Raw genomic sequence first — 15,310 nt, forward strand, 5'->3', positions numbered from 1 at the left:
GCGCCCGGTTTCTCGCCAACGTGGTCCGCCATGCCCATTCAGTTCAAATTTGTCGCCCTCGCCGCCGCCCTGTTGTCGGCGGGCGCCGCACATGCCCAGCAGGGTGCAAAGAAGAACGCCGCTCCTCCGGTCGCGCAGCCCGCACCTGCCCCGACGCAAGCACAGGCGGAGGGCACTCCCGGACAGCCTGGTTGGATCGTCCGCTGCACCAGTGCGAGCCGCGAGGCGCCGCTCGAATGCGCGATGGAGCAGAACGCGGTCCTGACCAAGACCGGCCAGACCGTCGTCCTGATCAACATCCGCATTGCGCCGGACACGCGCACGCCGATCGCGCTCCTGCAATTGCCGCTCGGCCTCAACCTTCCGGTCGGCGCCAAGCTGCAGGTCGACGAAGGCAAGACATTCGACCTCCAGATCCAGACCTGCGAAAACCGCGGCTGCTACGCCTCGACGCCGGTCGCGCCCGACCTGCTCGCCGCCTTGCGGTCCGGCAAGCAGCTCAAGGTCTCCTTCCAGAACATGGCCAAGGAGACGATCGCGATCCCGATGCCGCTCGTCGACTTCGCGGCGGCTTACGACAAGATCAAGTAAAGGCGGCGGCGCGGCGCAGTCGTATTTTCGCACGCGTTCCATCCGGTCTCCGCGCCGCGCCGTGGCAGCGACAATGGCTGTCAGCCAACAACGTCGTTCGCCCGGAGCAGCGTCGTGAAGCCGCCATAGATCATGCGCTTGCCGTCGAAAGGCATGCCCTCGAACTTCATCCGAGGGTCCTCCATCACCTTCTTGTTGATGGCGTCGCGGCTCTCCCTATCGCGATAGACGATCCAGGCGAACACCACGACCTCGTCGTCTTTCGCCATCACCGCGCGCGGAAACGAGGTGAGCTCACCATAGGGAACGTCGTCACCGATGCATTCGACATAATCGAGCGCGCCGTGCTCCATCCAGAGCGCGCAGGCGGTGGTCGCCAGCGCCTTGTAGGCCTCGATCTTGTCCTTCGGAACGGCGAGAATGAAGCCATCGACATAGGGCATTGGGATCTCCTTGAATTACGGCCCAAGGACGATACAGGGCGCCGCGATCCGACTCGGAAATGCGATGTTGGATGAGACAAACCGCCGCGCGGCTGTGGACCTGTCGATCCGCACCGGGTCTGGAACGGTATATCGGATGCGTGCCGGGAACTGGCTGGGGAACCTGGATTCGAACCAAGACAAACAGAGTCAGAGTCTGTTGTGCTACCGTTACACCATTCCCCACCGAAGCGCTTGAAATCTCTCAGCTTCTTCGGAAGATTGCGAGGCTGGCTGAAAGCTTTGGCAAATCAGCGGCTCGCAGGCCGCTCATATAGCCGCGCCGACCTTCGCGGTCCAGCCCTTCTGTGAACATCGTCGCGTGTTCTCGCTGCGTTCACGACCGAGCGAACGCATCTTCCCGCGTTGTGGACCGTCGCTTTAGCGCGACCAGCCTGTGGGACCATCGCGCCAGAGCGCAGTCAATGCGTGCGGCCGACGTGGACGACGATCTCGCCTTTGCCGTTCGCGATCATCACCTGGCCGTATTCGTCCTGCGGCGGACTTTCCTCGTAACGAAGCGGGATCGTGGTGATCTCCTGCCGGGCTTCACCGCTCGGCTCCTGGGCATTTACGTCGAGGATCAGGATCTTTGGATTGATCCCCTGCGGTGAGCGCCTGGTCAGCCGGGCTTGCCAGCCGTTGGCCGGCACCCGCACGTCGCCGATCATGATCAGCTTGGGCGGTGCGCCGGGGACGCAATCGATCCAGGCCCTGAAGGTGTTTCTCAGCAGGACAGTCATGATACGCCTCTCCCTTGCCAAGTTGCGCGACCCTTCGGTCACGAACGAAACATAGGCGGACGATGCGAATTGGCCGTGAATGGCCCGTGAATACGGTGCGCGCACGGAACGCCGGGGTGGCCCGCCCGGGACTTGCCGCACGAATACCGGCGATGCCGCCCGGCTTCCGCCGCCAGCGGCAATCGGTGAAGGCGGTCGGTGAAGCGAGCAAGCCCATCGAACTCGCGCGTGAGTTGCCCGCGCCGCGACGGCCAAGCCGCGATTCACGCTGGATTCACGCCCATCGGCTCGAAGGCAGGAGCCATTTCATTTCGTGCTCGCAAGTCGCATTTCGATCATTCCGCAACCCTTGGCCATCTCTCGACCGAAGATGTACGATTCTGGCATTGCAGCAGCCCCGGCGGGCTGCATTCCCGAACTCACCGGTCATTGGCTTCGCAGACCAAGCGAACCTGCCTTTTGCGTTCTGCCAAGTCTGGCCACCCGCACCCGGCCCTCCTACACTGTCCTCGACACGATCGACCAGGGATGGGACGAGATGTCGGGAGTCAACGGCGACAAGGCGGTTGGCAAGGGCGGGGCCAACCGACTGACCCTCAAGATCATCGGAGCATTTTCAGCGTCCGTGGACGGGCAAGAGGTCGGGCTCGGCCGGAAGGCACAAGCGCTTCTCGGCTATATGATCCTCTCCTCCTCACGCCAGCTGCCAAGGAGCAAGTTGGTCGGACTGCTCTGGAGCGAGAAGGACGACGTGCTCGCAAAGGGGTCGCTGCGCCAATCATTGAGCCAGATTCAGCGCGAGCTAAGAGCGCTGGGCTGCTCACATTTCCACGCAGACCAGATTCACGTGGCACTCGATGTCGAGCACGTGACATGTGATCTCGTCGAGATCATCTCGGATGCCGAGCGCGGCATGGTCCATCCACTGCTGCTCGCACGCGAACGCCTGACCGACGACATCCTTGACGACCTGGAAAGCGTCGATCCGGCATTCTCGGAATGGCTCGCGGAGACGCGACCACTGATCCACGAACGGCTGATCCACGCGCTGACGAGGCTGCTGCCCGATGAGAGCGACGCAGTCGTGACGCCAACGGCTGAAGCTGCCGCGAAGGCGATTCACCGGCTGGATTCCGAGAACGAGCGGGCTATTCGTGTTCTCATCAGGAGTCACCTCGCCTCTGGAAGTATCGGCGCTGCCCTCGCGATCTATGCGCGCCTCTGGCGCCAGCTCGAAGACGCCTACGACATCGAACCGCACAAGCTCACGCAGGACCTGATTGCCGGCGTGCGACAGCAGCAGCCTGAGGCCGTGGCACGCCCGGTCCCGTTCTCCATGGCAGCCCCCGCTGTCGCCTCGAACGGATCCGACGTCAGCCGACCGTCGATCGCCGTACTGCCCTTTCGCGCGCTTACCCCCGCTCTCGAGCCTCAATTCACGATCGGCGTCGTCGACAGCGTCGTCCAGGCTCTGTCGGGCTTAAAGGAGCTGTTCGTCATTTCGCGCGGTTCCACGATGATCCCGGTCTCGCAGACGCCGGATCTGCGCGCAATCGGCCGCGATCTGAATGCGCAATATCTGCTTCATGGCAGCATTCAGCGCGCTGGCGACCAGATCCGGATCTCGACCGAGCTCGTCGCAACCGAAACCGTCGAGGTTGTCCGCGTCGATCGCCTCAGCGGGACTGCAGCCGACGTCTTCGATTTGCAGGATCGCATCGCCGTCGAGGTCATACGCTCGCTGGCGCCCCAAGTTCGCGACCGGGAGCTACATCGCGCGATGCAGAAGAGACCAGACGATCTCGACGCGTATCAGCTGGCACTTGTCGGTTACGATCAGATGTTCAGCCCGGACTACACGACGTTCGTGACGGCGCGAACCAATTTCGAACGGGCACATGTCCTCAGCCCGAACTGGGCGCCTCCGCTTTCCTACAGCGCCATCTGGCACATGCAGCGCGTCGCGCGCGGGTGGTCTGCGAATGCATTGAACGAGCGCGACACGGCGCGTGCTCTCGCCGAAAGAGCGCTTGAGCGCAACTCCGAAGACCCGCTCGCCAACGCCGTCGGCGGTTACACGCTATCGCAGTGCAAGCATGACCACGTCGGGGCCCTCGGGCAGCTCGACCGCGCGATCGAGATCACGCCGAACCTTGCGCTCGCATTCGCTTACCGGGCCGCGGTGCATGTCCGCTGCGAGAACTACGACGACGCGCTCCGCGATGCCACCGTCAATCTGCGTCTGTCGCCGAGAGACCGGCACGCATGGTTCGCCGAAATGATCTTGGCTCAGGCCTACTTTGCCATGCAGGACCTCGCATCTGCCGTCGAACATGCGCGGCGTGTCGCGACGCAATTACCTAACAATCAGGTGAACCTGCGCGTCCTCGTTGCTGCGCTGGTGGAGAGCGGACGCCTCCACGAGGCACAAACCTTCGCACGGCCGCTCATGCCCGAAGGTGAGCTCGATCTGAAGTGGATCTCAACATCGCCATGGCCGAAGCCGACCCTGGCGCGCGTCGAAGCAGCTCTCTCGCGCCTGGCAGCGGCACTTCGGCACGGAAACAGCCAGAGCGATACCGACAAATCCTAAACAGAGGAGGCGCACATGGCAGGCGGATACGGAGGATATGGCGGTTACGGCGGCTATGGCGGATATGGTGGCTACGGAGGCTATGGAGGATATGGCGGCTACGGCGGCAACGCGGGCGGATCAGGCGGTGCCATGTTCAGCGATCGCGTCGATCGTCCGTTCATAACCGAGCGCGACGTCGCCGGCGCCAGATTTGATGCGGGCGGCTTCGGCATGAAGCTTTGGTCGACCCGCTGGTATGCCTGGGTGGTGATGTCCGATCTCGCCAGCCGGGCAGATTGGCTCGACCGGCTCGGCGGGTTTGCACTGCTCGGCGCCGGCCCAACTCCTTGGGCGGGCGCAATCGAGGACGATATCAGCGCCCTGAGAAACATGGCCGTTCATGAGCGCGCTGCGGCCCTCGGCGACATCGTATCGGAGGCCGACGAGTTCATCAGCAAGTTCCTGCATCTGGTGTCCGCGACGCCGACGACGCATCCGGCGACATCACGCATGCTGATCGTCGCCGACGCGCTTACGGCGTTGATCACGATGCACTACAAGGCTCATTTCAATCGTCCGCGTCCAACCCAGGTCGTCCCCGGCCTCATGTCGCCGATCCAGCACGGCGGACATGCGTCATTCCCAAGCGGTCACGCCACTCAGGCTCACGTCTTCGCGGCGTTGCTGACGAAAGTCATTCCGCCGTCTCTCGGCTTTCCGGCCCCCGCGCCAGGAGCCGCGGGCAGAACCACGATCGGAAAGTCGCTCGGCGCCCTCGCCGACAGAGTCGCACGCAATCGCGAGATCGCCGGCCTCCACTATCGTTCGGATACCGTGGCCGGCGTGAAACTGGCAGGCGCCATCATCGACAGGATTCTGTTGGACAGGACATATCTGCCGAAGTTCACGAAGCTCGTCGACAACGCCAGGGACGAGTGGCAGCACACGGGCGTCTTCGATGAAGGGAAGGAAGCCGGCATCTCCGTGGGAGAGAAGAATGTCCGCGATTGATCGGTGCGGCCTCTATGAAGTCGTGCCTGCCGGATTCGACCTGCTCAAAGCGTCTCCCGCCGAGCTCGATCGCTATGGCATTCCGCAGAAGCCGGATGTCATCACGGAGCCCGAGCTGTTCGAGTTCTGGACTGAGCTCGTTTCGGCGCCTTTTGCCGCAAAGCAGCCGACGTTCGCCAGCATCCATCCCCCGTCGCTGGGAGGAGCGCTGCAGTCGATGCTGAACTGGTCGGGTGCGCTTATTTCCACGCCCTGGCCGCAGCAGATCGTGTTCGCTGCAGGGGCATGGAATGTCCCGCACGTGCGCCGGCCATCGGTATCGGCCCTGGGTACGCCCGCGGACGATCCAAAGTCGCTGGTCTGGGTGGGGCTCGACGGCCGCAATGGCACGCTGCCGAACGTCTCCCTGCCTCAAATCGGCACCGGTCACTGGCCCGACCGCAAGCCCAACCACTTTGCCTGGTGGGATTGGTGGCACAACGCGCGGCCCGACGAGGCGACCACCGAGTCGGCAGCGCCTGCGAAGCCACAAGCGATCACGGTGATCGACAACCTGCTCATCGAGACGGGTCACAAGATTCTCGCGGGTCTGGCGGTCCAGGTCAGCGGAGACATTCTGTACTTCATCAAGAACCAGCGCACCGGAGAGTTTCGCTCGTTTCTCGCCCCGCCGCCAAGCGGAGAGATCGAACCGCTCGGTTCATCAGCGGAATGGGTGATGGAGCGGCCGACGGACCCGGAAAGCGGCGCCCTGTTTCCGCTTCCCGACTATGGTGCCGTCGACTTCAGCTACTGCGTGGCGCGAGCCGCGGATGGAGCGGTCGGGTCGGGGCGCATGATGACGCTCGCCGACAACGCACTCCTGATCGAGATGCGCGAGACGTTCGCAAATCCAGATCGTACGGTGATTGTGTCCCGCCCGGCGCTACGGCAGGAACACGCCGAGGCCCCGATCGGCGTCAGATGCACTTTCCAGGACCCGGTCGCCTGAACGCCAGTCCGACGTTTGCCTCGCTTCGGACGGACTAGACGACGACGCGATCGAAATCTGCGGCGATCCGGGTGTTCGGGAAGATCTTTGCCGCCTCGGCGAGAATCTCCTCGTCCTGGTAGCGTCCGGACATATGCGTCAGCACGAGCTGTCCGATGTTGTTCGCGGCCGCAAAGGAAGCTGCTTCGGCCGCGGTGAGATGGCCGTAATTTCGCGCGGTGGACGCGTCGCGTTCGAGGAACGTTGCCTCGATAACCAGCATGTCGGCGTTGGCCGCATATTGCGACAGCCCCTCGGTTGTCTCGGTGTCGCCGATCACGACGAGCTTCCTGCCGCCGCTCGGCGGGCCCTGGACGTCTCCCGGATCGATCGTTCGGCCGCCGAGCACGACCGGTCGGCCCGCGGCCAACTCGCCGCGCAAGGGACCGTCGGGCACGCCAAGCGCGACGAGGCGGTCAGGCCGAAGATGACGGCGAGGCGGGATTTGGAAGACAAAGCCGAAACTGTCGGTGTCGCGGTGGCGGACCGGAAAACAGTCGATGGTAAACTCACCGCAAGCCAGGACCTGTCCCTCGGCGAGCCCTTCGAACTGGACCGCGATCGGCGCCCTGCCGACGCCCCATAGTCCCGCGAGCATGCGGATGACGATGTCGAGCGTCCCCTGCCCGCCATGGATGGTCATCGCGTCGGAAGCCTGCCGCAATCCCAGCGTCGAGAACAGGCCGGGGATGCCGAGCACGTGATCGAGATGAGCATGCGTCAGCAGGATGCGGTCGAGACGTCGAAAGCCGGCACCGCTGCGCAGCAGCTGACGCTGCGTGCCCTCGCCGCAATCGATCAGGACGCGCTTGCCTGCGGCCTCCACGAGAAGCGCCGGATGGTTGCGCTCCGCCGAAGGAACGCTTGCCGATGTCCCAAGAAACGTCAGGTCAAACGTCACCGTCGGAATCCCCCGGGGTTGCTCCGATGAAAACGCGAAAACAACCCCATGCACAGTACAAATGATTGAGGAATTTCGTTCGATATGGCGGGGCCCGCATGCTGGATTGACACGTCGGGCAGAACAGCTCGAACGTTATCGGGCGCGCTCCGACTGCGCCTCCACGGCCTGCACTGCCACGCTCGCGACCTGCCGCAGCGCTTCGCGATCCGCGCCCGAGGACGCCATCACGCCCATGCCGACGGAGACCGCGGAGACGTAGCGCGCGAGCGCAGCGGGATCGCAACTCGGTTTGAGATCGCCTTCGGCCTTGGCGCGAATGAAGCGCTCGCGCAGTTGCTCTTCGTTCTGGGCGCGGCGGGCGGCAAGCTCGAACGGCACGTTCTCCGAACCGGTGCCGCAGGCCACGCCGCCCTGCACGAGCAGACAGCCGGGCGGATTGGCGGGATCAGTCTGCTTCTCGGCGATGCCCATCAGCATCCGCTCGGCCACCGCGCGGGCGGTTGGTGCTGCCACCACCTCATCCATCCAGATGTTGCGCAACTTCGTGTAGCGGTCGAGCGCGGCCTTCAGCAGGCCTTCCTTGTTGCCGAAGCAGGCGTAGAGACTGGGCGGGTTGATACCCATGGCCTCTGTCAGCTGGGCAATCGTCGCGCCCTCATAGCCATGGCGCCAAAACACTTCCATCGCCTGATCCAACGCCTTTTCGGCGTCGAATTCGCGGGGGCGTCCCATGCCCATGTGCTGTCTCCTCGGAATCGCGTTCTGCCCGGGCCAACGCCGAATCCTAACCGTTTGTTCTAATTCTACTTTCCTAAGATCTTCCATTTATTGCGGTACGGGGCTACAATTTTCTTAGTGAGCGGTACATAAGTATCTTGCACTGCGGTATCCAGCTCCACATCTGTAGTGAACACTACATATCTGGAGCGCGCAAATGCCCCCCTCCCAACATACCTCCCGCACCGGCCGTTTCCGCCGCCTTTTGGCAGGCGTTGCCATCGTGGGTGCCCTCGCCGCGGCCGGCTCAATTGCGACCGGCCGCTATTTTCATGCGGCGCAAGCGACCGCGCCGGCCGCCGCCGCCGAACAAGCCGTCTCCGTTACCGTCGCGACGATCGAGCCCCGCCGGACCGTGCTGTGGGACGACTTCTCCGGCCGGCTTGAGGCGATCCAGCGCGTCGAGCTCCGCCCCCGCGTTGCGGGCGCGATCATGTCGGCGAACTTCACCGAGGGCGCGCTGGTGAAGGCCGGCGACGTGCTGTTCAAGATTGATCCCGCCCCCTACGCGGCCGAGGTCGACAAGGCTGCGGCCCAGCTCGAAGCCGCGAAAGCGCGCGTCGTGTTCACACAGAGCGAGCTCGAGCGCGGCGCGCAGCTCGTCGGCAACGCCGTGGTGACGCGGCGCGACTACGACCAGCGCGAAAACGCCAACCGCGAAGCGATCGCCAATGTGAAGGCGGCCGAGGCGACGCTGCAGACAGCAAAGCTCAATCTCGACTACACTGAAGTGCGCGCGCCCGTGGACGGCCGGGTCGGCAAGATCGAGGTCACCGTCGGCAATCTCGTCGCCGCCGGCACGGCGTCGCCGGTGCTGACGTCGCTGGTCTCGGTCAATCCGATCTACGCTTCGTTCGACGCAGATGAAGAGGTCGTGCTGCGCGCGCTGAATTCGATTGCGGATGCGTCGGGCCGACGCGGCAAGCTCGACCAGATCCCGGTCGAGATGACGACCTCGGGCGGTCTGTCCGCGAAGGGCCACATCCAGCTGATCGACAATCAGGTCAATGGCCAGAGCGGCACCATCCGTGTCCGCGCCGTATTCCGCAACGACGACGGACGGCTCATTCCCGGCCAGTTCGCCCGCGTGCGCATGGGCCAGCCGAAGCAACAGGCGCTGGTGATGATCGACGAGCGCGCGATCGGCACCGACCAGGACAAGAAGTTCGTGATGGCGGTCGGCGACGACAATCGCGCCGTCTACCGGCTAGTCACCCTCGGCGGCTCCGTCGACGGGCTTCGCATCGTCACGTCGGGCCTGAAGTCCGGCGAGCGTATCGTCGTCAACGGCCTGCAGCGTGTGCGCCCGGGAGCCCTCCTCAAGACGGAGGTGGCAGCCATGGGCGCACGGGGGCAACAGGCATCCAACCACAGCAAGCAGGACGTGGTGCAGCGCTAGTGCTTTCCGTCATCCCCGGTCGCGCGTAGCGCGCACCCGGGATCTCGAACTTACGAGACACCGACCGTTCACCTCTGGATTCCGGGTTCGCGCTGCGCGCGGCCCGGAATGACGAGGAGTTGGCGTCGACACGCAGAATATTGCCCAGGGGCGAAGCCATGAATCTCTCAAAATTCTTCATCGATCGCCCGATTTTTGCGGGCGTTCTCTCCGTCCTGATTTTCCTGGCGGGGCTCATCTCGCTGTTCGCGATGCCGATCTCGGAATATCCCGACGTGGTGCCGCCCTCGGTCGTCGTGCGCGCGACCTATCCCGGGGCCAACCCCAAGGTCATCGCCGAGACGGTGGCAACGCCGATCGAGGAGCAGATCAACGGCGTCGAGAACATGCTGTACATGTCGAGCCAGGCGACCACCGACGGCGCGATGACGCTGACGGTGACGTTCCGCCTCGGCACCGATCCCGACAAGGCGACCCAATTGGTGCAGAACCGCGTGCAGCAGGCCGAGCCGCGCCTGCCAGCCGTGGTGCGACAGCTCGGCATCATCACCAAGAAGTCGTCGCCCGACCTCACCATGGTCGTGCATCTCCTGTCGCCGAACGGCCGCTACGACATGACGTATCTGCGGAATTACGCCGTGCTCAACGTCAAGGACCGGCTGGCGCGGATCGACGGCGTCGGCGACGTGCAGATCTATGGCGCGGGCGATTATTCGATGCGGGTATGGGTCGATCCGCAGAAGGCCGCCGAGCACGGCCTGACCGCCAGCGATATCGTGAGGGCGATCCAGGCACAGAACGTCGAGGCCGCCGCCGGCGTGGTCGGCTCCTCCCCGAACGTCAAGGGGATCGACCTGCAGCTCTCCGTCAACGCCGAAGGCCGGCTCTCGAACGAGGAGCAGTTCGGCGACATCGTGGTCAAGACGGGCACGCGCGGCGAAGTCGTGCGCCTGCGCGACGTCGCGCGCATCGAGCTGGGGGCGTCCGAATACGGCCTGCGTTCGCTGCTCGACAACAAGCAGGCGGTGGCGCTTCCGATCTTCCAGGCGCCCGGCTCCAACGCGCTGCAGATTTCGGACAACGTTCGCGCCACCATGGCCGAGATCAAGAAGAACATGCCGGAGGGCGTGTCGTTCCAGATCGTCTACGATCCCACCCAATTCGTGCGCTCGTCGATCGAGGCGGTCATCCACACGCTGCTGGAGGCGATCGCCCTGGTGGTGCTCGTCGTGATCCTGTTCCTGCAGACCTGGCGCGCTTCGATCATTCCGCTGCTCGCCGTGCCCGTTTCGATCGTCGGCACGTTCGCGGTGATGCACGTGTTCGGCTTCTCCATCAACGCACTCAGCTTGTTCGGCCTGGTGCTCGCGATCGGCATCGTGGTCGATGACGCCATCGTCGTGGTCGAGAACGTCGAGCGCAACATCGAGTCCGGCCTGTCGCCGCGCGATGCGACCTACCAGGCCATGCGTGAGGTCTCGGGCCCGATCATCGCAATCGCCATGGTGCTGATCGCGGTGTTCGTGCCGCTCGCCTTCATTTCCGGTCTCACCGGGCAGTTTTACAAGCAGTTCGCACTGACGATCGCGATTTCGACCGTGATTTCGGCGATCAATTCACTGACCCTGTCGCCGGCCCTGTCGGCACTGCTGCTGAAGGGCCACAACGATCCGAAGGACCGGCTGACGCTCATCATGGAAAAGAGCCTCGGCTGGTTCTTCCGGGGCTTCAACAAAGCCTTCACACGGTCTTCGGAGAATTACAGCGGCAGCGTCGGCAAGGTAATCTCGCGCAAGTCCGCCGTGATGGGCCTCTATGTGGTGCTGGTCGGACTCACTGCGTTTCTGTTCCAGCAGGTGCCGGGCGGCTTCGTGCCGGGCCAGGACAAGCAATACCTGGTCGGCTTCGCCCGCCTGCCCGATGGCGCCTCGCTCGACCGCAGCGAAGAGGTGATCCGCAAGATGAGCGACATCGCGCTGACCCAGCCCGGCGTCGAAAGCTCGGTCGCCTTCCCCGGCCTGTCGATCTCCGGCTTCACCAACTCGTCCAATGCCGGCATCGTGTTCTCGACGCTGAAGCCCTTCGACGAACGCAAGGACCCCTCGCTCAGCGGCCCCGCCATCGCAGCCGAGTTGAACAAGAAATATGCCGGCATCCAGGAAGCCTTCATCGCCATGTTCCCGCCGCCGCCGGTCAATGGCCTCGGCACGATCGGCGGCTTCAAGCTGCAGATCGAGGACCGTGCCGGGCTCGGCTACGACGCCCTGAACGAGGCGACGAACGCCTTCATGGCGGCGATGCAGAAGGCGCCGGAGATCGCCGGCGTGTTCTCGAGCTTCCAGGTCAACGTGCCGCAGCTGTTCGCCGACATCGACCGCACCAAGGCGCTGCAGCTGGGTGTCCCGGTCACCGAGGTGTTCAACACGCTGCAGATTTACCTCGGCTCCTATTACGTCAACGACTTCAACAAATTTGGCCGCACCTATTCCGTCCGCGTCCAGGCCGACGCCCCGTTCCGCGCTCGGGCCGACGACATCAGGCAGTTGAAGGTGCGCTCGTCCTCCGGCGACATGGTGCCGTTGTCGGCGCTGCTCACGATCCGCCAGAGCGCGGGCCCGGAGCGCGCGATCCGCTACAACGGCTTCCTGTCCTCCGACATCAATGCGGCGGCCGCGCCCGGCTTCTCATCCGGCCAGGCGCAGGAGGCGGCAACGCGGATCGCGGCGGAGGTGCTGCCGCCGGGCTTTGCCTTCGAATGGACCGACCTCACCTATCAGGAGTTCATTGCCGGCAATTCCGGCATCTGGGTGTTCCCGCTGGCAATCCTGCTGGTATTCCTGGTGCTGGCCGCGCTCTATGAGAGCCTGACCCTGCCGCTGTCGATCATCATGATCGTGCCGATGGGCTTGCTCGCTGCAATGTTCGGCGTCTGGATCTCCAAGGGCGACAACAACGTCTTCACCCAGATCGGCCTGATCGTGTTGGTCGGCCTCTCGGCCAAGAATGCAATCCTGATCGTCGAATTCGCGCGCGAGCTCGAATTCGCCGGGCGCACGCCGATCCGGGCCGCCATCGAGGCGAGTCGCTTGCGGTTGCGGCCGATCCTGATGACGTCGATGGCCTTCATTATGGGCGTGTTGCCGCTGGTGCTCTCGACCGGCGCCGGCTCGGAAATGCGGCGCGCAATGGGCGTCGCCGTGTTCTCCGGCATGATCGGCGTGACCGTGTTCGGCCTGTTCCTGACGCCGGTGTTCTATGTGCTGCTGCGGACCGTCACCGGCATGAAGCCGCTGACGCATCATGGGAGCCAGACCAGCGCGGCGCCGGTCCAGGGCCTTGCCGAATGATTCAGCGAGAGTCTCGCCGCGGCACGATCGCGATCGGCGTGAAGGTGTAAACCTCCTCGCCGTTCTGGTTGAACATGGTCCATTTCACCAGCGCGATGCCCTGCGGCTTCGACTTGGACGGCGTCAGGCTCATGACCTCGCCGACCAGATGCAGGCGGTCATTCGGCCGTACCGGCATCGTCCAGCGCAGTCCGTCCACACCGGCACCGATCAGCGGGTGCGGGCCGAACGGCCGGGCCTGAATTGCGAGGTTCATCGCGATCGCAGCGGTGTGCCATCCCGAGGCGGCAAGCCCCTTGAACAGCGTCGCCTTGGCGGCCTCGTGATCGAGATGCATGGGTTGGGGATCGAACTCTATCGCGAAGCGCTTGATGTCAGCCTCTGTGACGAGACATTCGGGGGACTTGAAGCGCATTCCGACGGTGAGATCATCGAACCATTCGACCTGCGTCATGATCTTGCCTCGCAATATGATGCACCGCTCCCGATGTGGCAGCTCACATGGCCTCAATTGTTGCGGATATAGCGAGGCCGCAGCGCCCGAGCCAGCGCAGAGTTCCGCGCGAAACCCCTTTTCCGATGCGACGAAACACGCCTGAAACAGATGGCCGGTTAAGTGGTTGTCAAAACAAGTACAGGGACGGCCACCATGCAATTCATCCTCGACCTGATCTACGAATATTCGTGCTGCCAGAGCCTCGTTGCCCAGCCGCTACGGGAGGACGAGCTATGATCGAGCTGATTTCAGCCCTGCTCGCCCTTTGCAGCGCTGGTGTCTTCGCGGCCCATGCGCTGGATGCCTACCGCACGACCCACTCGACCCACTGACCGGGCCTAAAAAGGCCGCCGGTAAAAGTGCTCCGAGTGCGTCGCCGGCGGAAACCGGTTCGCGAGCGCCAAGGCATTCCTCTCGTCAGTCTCGAGCGCAATCTTCTGCGCAAGCATGACGTCGCCGGGCACCAGGAAGCCTGATGGGACGAAGCACCACCCCGTCGTCGGACGCCCGTCGCAGTCGATCTCGTGGACATTGGCGGCTGTGCCGTAGTGGATGCGATAGGTTCTGCCGGTGTCGCACCCAACGACGTCGAAATACCGGTGCTCCTCGAATTGAGCGCGCTGCTTCGGCGACAGCCATTCAGCAAGCAGCCGCCGGCCGCGGGCGTCAGGCGTGTTCTCGCCGAAGAAGCGGCGATAGAGCTCACGCAGCGCGTGCAGGCGTGCACGCGCCGGCGCGCGGAGCCAGACTGCCAGGATCATGTGCGGCTCAGATCAACCGCCGACCAGGCGGGGATAGAACAGCGTTTCCTGGGCGGTCGGATCGAACGATCGGATCCGCGTGACTTCGCCGGGCCCGGTTCGAAGAGCGGCGGTGAAGCCGGCTCCGGTCAGCTCACGAAAGCGGCGTTCGGCGCGCGCCAGCGCTTCGGCATTGCCGGGATCAAACTCGTGGCGCGTGTCGCCTGTCTGGTCCATCACGATCTGGGTAGCCATGTTGAGTCTCCTCATGCCCAGCCCTGAACTTGATCAAGCAAACCTCATGCCGTCGGTTCCTGATGGCAACAACTTTCTCTTGCTGACGCATCACGCCTTGCTGAGCGGCCTAGCGCAACGCGGCCGCCCCGCCGCCCTCGTCGATCTGCCGGCCCATCAGCGCGATCGCCTTCTGATACACGCCGGCCGCATTCCAGGCCTCGATCGCGGCGAAATTCGGCTCGCCCGGCTGGTAGCCAGCTCCTGCTTTCCAGCCATGGGCCTTGAGGAAATTCGCCGTCGAGTTCAGCGCATTGGCAGCAACCTCGAGATTGCCGGTGCCGTAGGCCAGGATGCTCTTGGGCATGAATTGGGTCTGGCCGACCTCACCATGCATCGAGCCGCGGGTCGATGCCGATAGCGTGCCGCGGTCGATCAGCTTCAGGGCGGCATAAAGCTGGTCGGTGAAGAATTCGGGCCGCCGGCAATCATAGGCAAGGGTCGCAATCGACGACAGCATGTTCTGGTTGCCGCGCTGGCTGCCGAAACCGGTCTCCATGCCCCATATCGCGAGCAAGGGTCCGGGCGGGACGCCATAGCGCTGCTGGATCGAGGCGAACAAGGCAGCCTGCGACTGCTTGAGCTGCCGTCCCTTGGCAACGATGGTGGCGGCGCCGCGCTTGGCAAGGAACTGGTCGAGCGTCAGCGAAAAACTTCGCTGGCCGCGGTCGGCCGCGATCGTGGCGCTGGCATAGTTCGTCTGCATCAGCGCCGAAAGCGCCGTGGGGCCGATGCCCTTGGCTTGCGCCTCCGCGCCGAATTCGCGCTTCCAGGTCTCAAAACCCGCCGGCGAGCTGCCGCATTGCGCGGCCTCGGCGACCGATGCCAGGAACCCGAGCAGCGTCATCGCGCCAAGAACCGCTCCCGCAACAACCCTGCCCCTGATCATACCCGACTCCTGTCCTGCACCGCTCGGCGGCG

The 15,310-nt window shown here is 64.0% G+C and carries 14 protein-coding genes and 1 tRNA gene; 6 read left to right on the plus strand and 9 right to left on the minus strand.

Features of this window, described 5'->3' with window-relative positions; translation table 11 throughout:
• The first annotated feature begins 30 nt into the window (after positions 1–30).
• A complete protein-coding gene (locus tag ASG57_RS04305; RefSeq protein WP_024338263.1) occupies positions 31–591 on the plus strand; it encodes an invasion associated locus B family protein in 561 nt (186 codons plus the stop codon).
• 80 nt (positions 592–671) lie between these two features.
• Here ASG57_RS04305 and ASG57_RS04310 read toward each other — a convergent pair whose 3' ends face one another.
• The 3 genes from ASG57_RS04310 to ASG57_RS04320 all read right to left on the minus strand — a co-directional run bounded on the left by ASG57_RS04310 (position 672) and on the right by ASG57_RS04320 (position 1,816).
• On the minus strand, positions 672–1,034 hold the full coding sequence (locus tag ASG57_RS04310) for a DUF1428 domain-containing protein (protein WP_024338264.1): 363 nt from the start codon (positions 1,032–1,034) through the stop codon (positions 672–674).
• Between the two features lie 151 nt (positions 1,035–1,185).
• Positions 1,186–1,259 (minus strand) — tRNA-Gln (locus tag ASG57_RS04315).
• A 236-nt stretch (positions 1,260–1,495) separates the two neighbouring features.
• Positions 1,496–1,816, minus strand: a complete 321-nt coding sequence (locus tag ASG57_RS04320) for a hypothetical protein (protein ID WP_024338265.1) — start codon at positions 1,814–1,816, stop codon at positions 1,496–1,498.
• Between the two features lie 538 nt (positions 1,817–2,354).
• On the opposite strand from ASG57_RS04320, the gene ASG57_RS04325 reads away from it, so the two are divergent.
• From ASG57_RS04325 to ASG57_RS04335, 3 genes are read left to right on the plus strand one after another with little or no spacing between them, the layout of a single operon-like run.
• On the plus strand, positions 2,355–4,409 hold the full coding sequence (locus ASG57_RS04325) for a BTAD domain-containing putative transcriptional regulator (protein WP_024338266.1): 2,055 nt from the start codon (positions 2,355–2,357) through the stop codon (positions 4,407–4,409).
• A 15-nt stretch (positions 4,410–4,424) separates the two neighbouring features.
• The gene (locus ASG57_RS38570) at positions 4,425–5,402 is read left to right on the plus strand and encodes a phosphatase PAP2 family protein (RefSeq protein ID WP_024338267.1); all 978 of its coding nucleotides are present in this window, start codon (positions 4,425–4,427) and stop codon (positions 5,400–5,402) included.
• Positions 5,389–6,393 carry a G1 family glutamic endopeptidase gene (locus tag ASG57_RS04335; protein ID WP_024338268.1) on the plus strand — a complete coding sequence of 335 codons (1,005 nt, stop codon included), beginning with the start codon at positions 5,389–5,391 and terminating at the stop codon, positions 6,391–6,393. Before ASG57_RS38570 ends, ASG57_RS04335 begins: the two co-directional genes overlap by 14 nt.
• A gap of 34 nt (positions 6,394–6,427) precedes the next feature.
• On the opposite strand, the gene rnz is transcribed toward ASG57_RS04335, so the two are convergent.
• Positions 6,428–7,333, minus strand: a complete 906-nt coding sequence (gene rnz, locus ASG57_RS04340; RefSeq protein ID WP_024338269.1) for a ribonuclease Z — start codon at positions 7,331–7,333, stop codon at positions 6,428–6,430.
• A gap of 135 nt (positions 7,334–7,468) precedes the next feature.
• Complete coding sequence (locus tag ASG57_RS04345; RefSeq protein ID WP_024338270.1) at positions 7,469–8,074, minus strand: TetR/AcrR family transcriptional regulator; 606 nt, start codon at positions 8,072–8,074, stop codon at positions 7,469–7,471.
• Positions 8,075–8,270: 196 nt separating this feature from the next.
• On the opposite strand from ASG57_RS04345, the gene ASG57_RS04350 reads away from it, so the two are divergent.
• Together ASG57_RS04350 and ASG57_RS04355 are read left to right on the plus strand one after the other, a co-directional pair.
• Complete coding sequence (locus ASG57_RS04350; RefSeq protein ID WP_024338271.1) at positions 8,271–9,512, plus strand: efflux RND transporter periplasmic adaptor subunit; 1,242 nt, start codon at positions 8,271–8,273, stop codon at positions 9,510–9,512.
• Positions 9,513–9,670: 158 nt separating this feature from the next.
• Positions 9,671–12,859 (plus strand): efflux RND transporter permease subunit, encoded by a 3,189-nt coding sequence (locus ASG57_RS04355; protein WP_024338272.1) that lies wholly within the window; start codon positions 9,671–9,673, stop codon positions 12,857–12,859.
• A 1-nt stretch (position 12,860) separates the two neighbouring features.
• Here the strand turns inward: ASG57_RS04355 and ASG57_RS04360 are convergent, their stop codons facing one another.
• From ASG57_RS04360 to ASG57_RS04375, 4 genes are all read right to left on the minus strand, one after another.
• On the minus strand, positions 12,861–13,313 hold the full coding sequence (locus ASG57_RS04360) for a MaoC family dehydratase (RefSeq protein WP_024338273.1): 453 nt from the start codon (positions 13,311–13,313) through the stop codon (positions 12,861–12,863).
• 380 nt (positions 13,314–13,693) lie between these two features.
• Positions 13,694–14,116 carry a hypothetical protein gene (locus ASG57_RS04365; RefSeq protein ID WP_024338274.1) on the minus strand — a complete coding sequence of 141 codons (423 nt, stop codon included), beginning with the start codon at positions 14,114–14,116 and terminating at the stop codon, positions 13,694–13,696.
• A 12-nt stretch (positions 14,117–14,128) separates the two neighbouring features.
• Positions 14,129–14,350, minus strand: coding sequence for a hypothetical protein (locus ASG57_RS04370; RefSeq protein WP_007592399.1), 222 nt, complete (start codon positions 14,348–14,350; stop codon positions 14,129–14,131).
• A gap of 109 nt (positions 14,351–14,459) precedes the next feature.
• Positions 14,460–15,278 (minus strand): lytic murein transglycosylase, encoded by an 819-nt coding sequence (locus ASG57_RS04375; RefSeq protein ID WP_024338275.1) that lies wholly within the window; start codon positions 15,276–15,278, stop codon positions 14,460–14,462.
• Between the last annotated feature and the right edge of the window lie 32 nt (positions 15,279–15,310).

The sequence above is a fragment of the Bradyrhizobium sp. Leaf396 genome, from assembly GCF_001424605.1.
Taxonomy (GTDB): domain Bacteria; phylum Pseudomonadota; class Alphaproteobacteria; order Rhizobiales; family Xanthobacteraceae; genus Bradyrhizobium; species Bradyrhizobium japonicum_C.

What these genes read in the sequence shown, in the direction of transcription:
- ASG57_RS04305 (WP_024338263.1), top strand. Translation starts at nt 31, where the DNA reads ATGCCCATTCAGTTCAAATTTGTCGCCCTCGCCGCCGCCCTGTTGTCG.
- ASG57_RS04310 (WP_024338264.1), bottom strand. Translation starts at nt 1,034, where the DNA reads ATGCCCTATGTCGATGGCTTCATTCTCGCCGTTCCGAAGGACAAGATC.
- ASG57_RS04320 (WP_024338265.1), bottom strand. Translation starts at nt 1,816, where the DNA reads ATGACTGTCCTGCTGAGAAACACCTTCAGGGCCTGGATCGATTGCGTC.
- ASG57_RS04325 (WP_024338266.1), top strand. Translation starts at nt 2,355, where the DNA reads ATGTCGGGAGTCAACGGCGACAAGGCGGTTGGCAAGGGCGGGGCCAAC.
- ASG57_RS38570 (WP_024338267.1), top strand. Translation starts at nt 4,425, where the DNA reads ATGGCAGGCGGATACGGAGGATATGGCGGTTACGGCGGCTATGGCGGA.
- ASG57_RS04335 (WP_024338268.1), top strand. Translation starts at nt 5,389, where the DNA reads ATGTCCGCGATTGATCGGTGCGGCCTCTATGAAGTCGTGCCTGCCGGA.
- ASG57_RS04345 (WP_024338270.1), bottom strand. Translation starts at nt 8,074, where the DNA reads ATGGGCATGGGACGCCCCCGCGAATTCGACGCCGAAAAGGCGTTGGAT.
- ASG57_RS04350 (WP_024338271.1), top strand. Translation starts at nt 8,271, where the DNA reads ATGCCCCCCTCCCAACATACCTCCCGCACCGGCCGTTTCCGCCGCCTT.
- ASG57_RS04355 (WP_024338272.1), top strand. Translation starts at nt 9,671, where the DNA reads ATGAATCTCTCAAAATTCTTCATCGATCGCCCGATTTTTGCGGGCGTT.
- ASG57_RS04360 (WP_024338273.1), bottom strand. Translation starts at nt 13,313, where the DNA reads ATGACGCAGGTCGAATGGTTCGATGATCTCACCGTCGGAATGCGCTTC.
- ASG57_RS04365 (WP_024338274.1), bottom strand. Translation starts at nt 14,116, where the DNA reads ATGATCCTGGCAGTCTGGCTCCGCGCGCCGGCGCGTGCACGCCTGCAC.
- ASG57_RS04370 (WP_007592399.1), bottom strand. Translation starts at nt 14,350, where the DNA reads ATGGCTACCCAGATCGTGATGGACCAGACAGGCGACACGCGCCACGAG.
- ASG57_RS04375 (WP_024338275.1), bottom strand. Translation starts at nt 15,278, where the DNA reads ATGATCAGGGGCAGGGTTGTTGCGGGAGCGGTTCTTGGCGCGATGACG.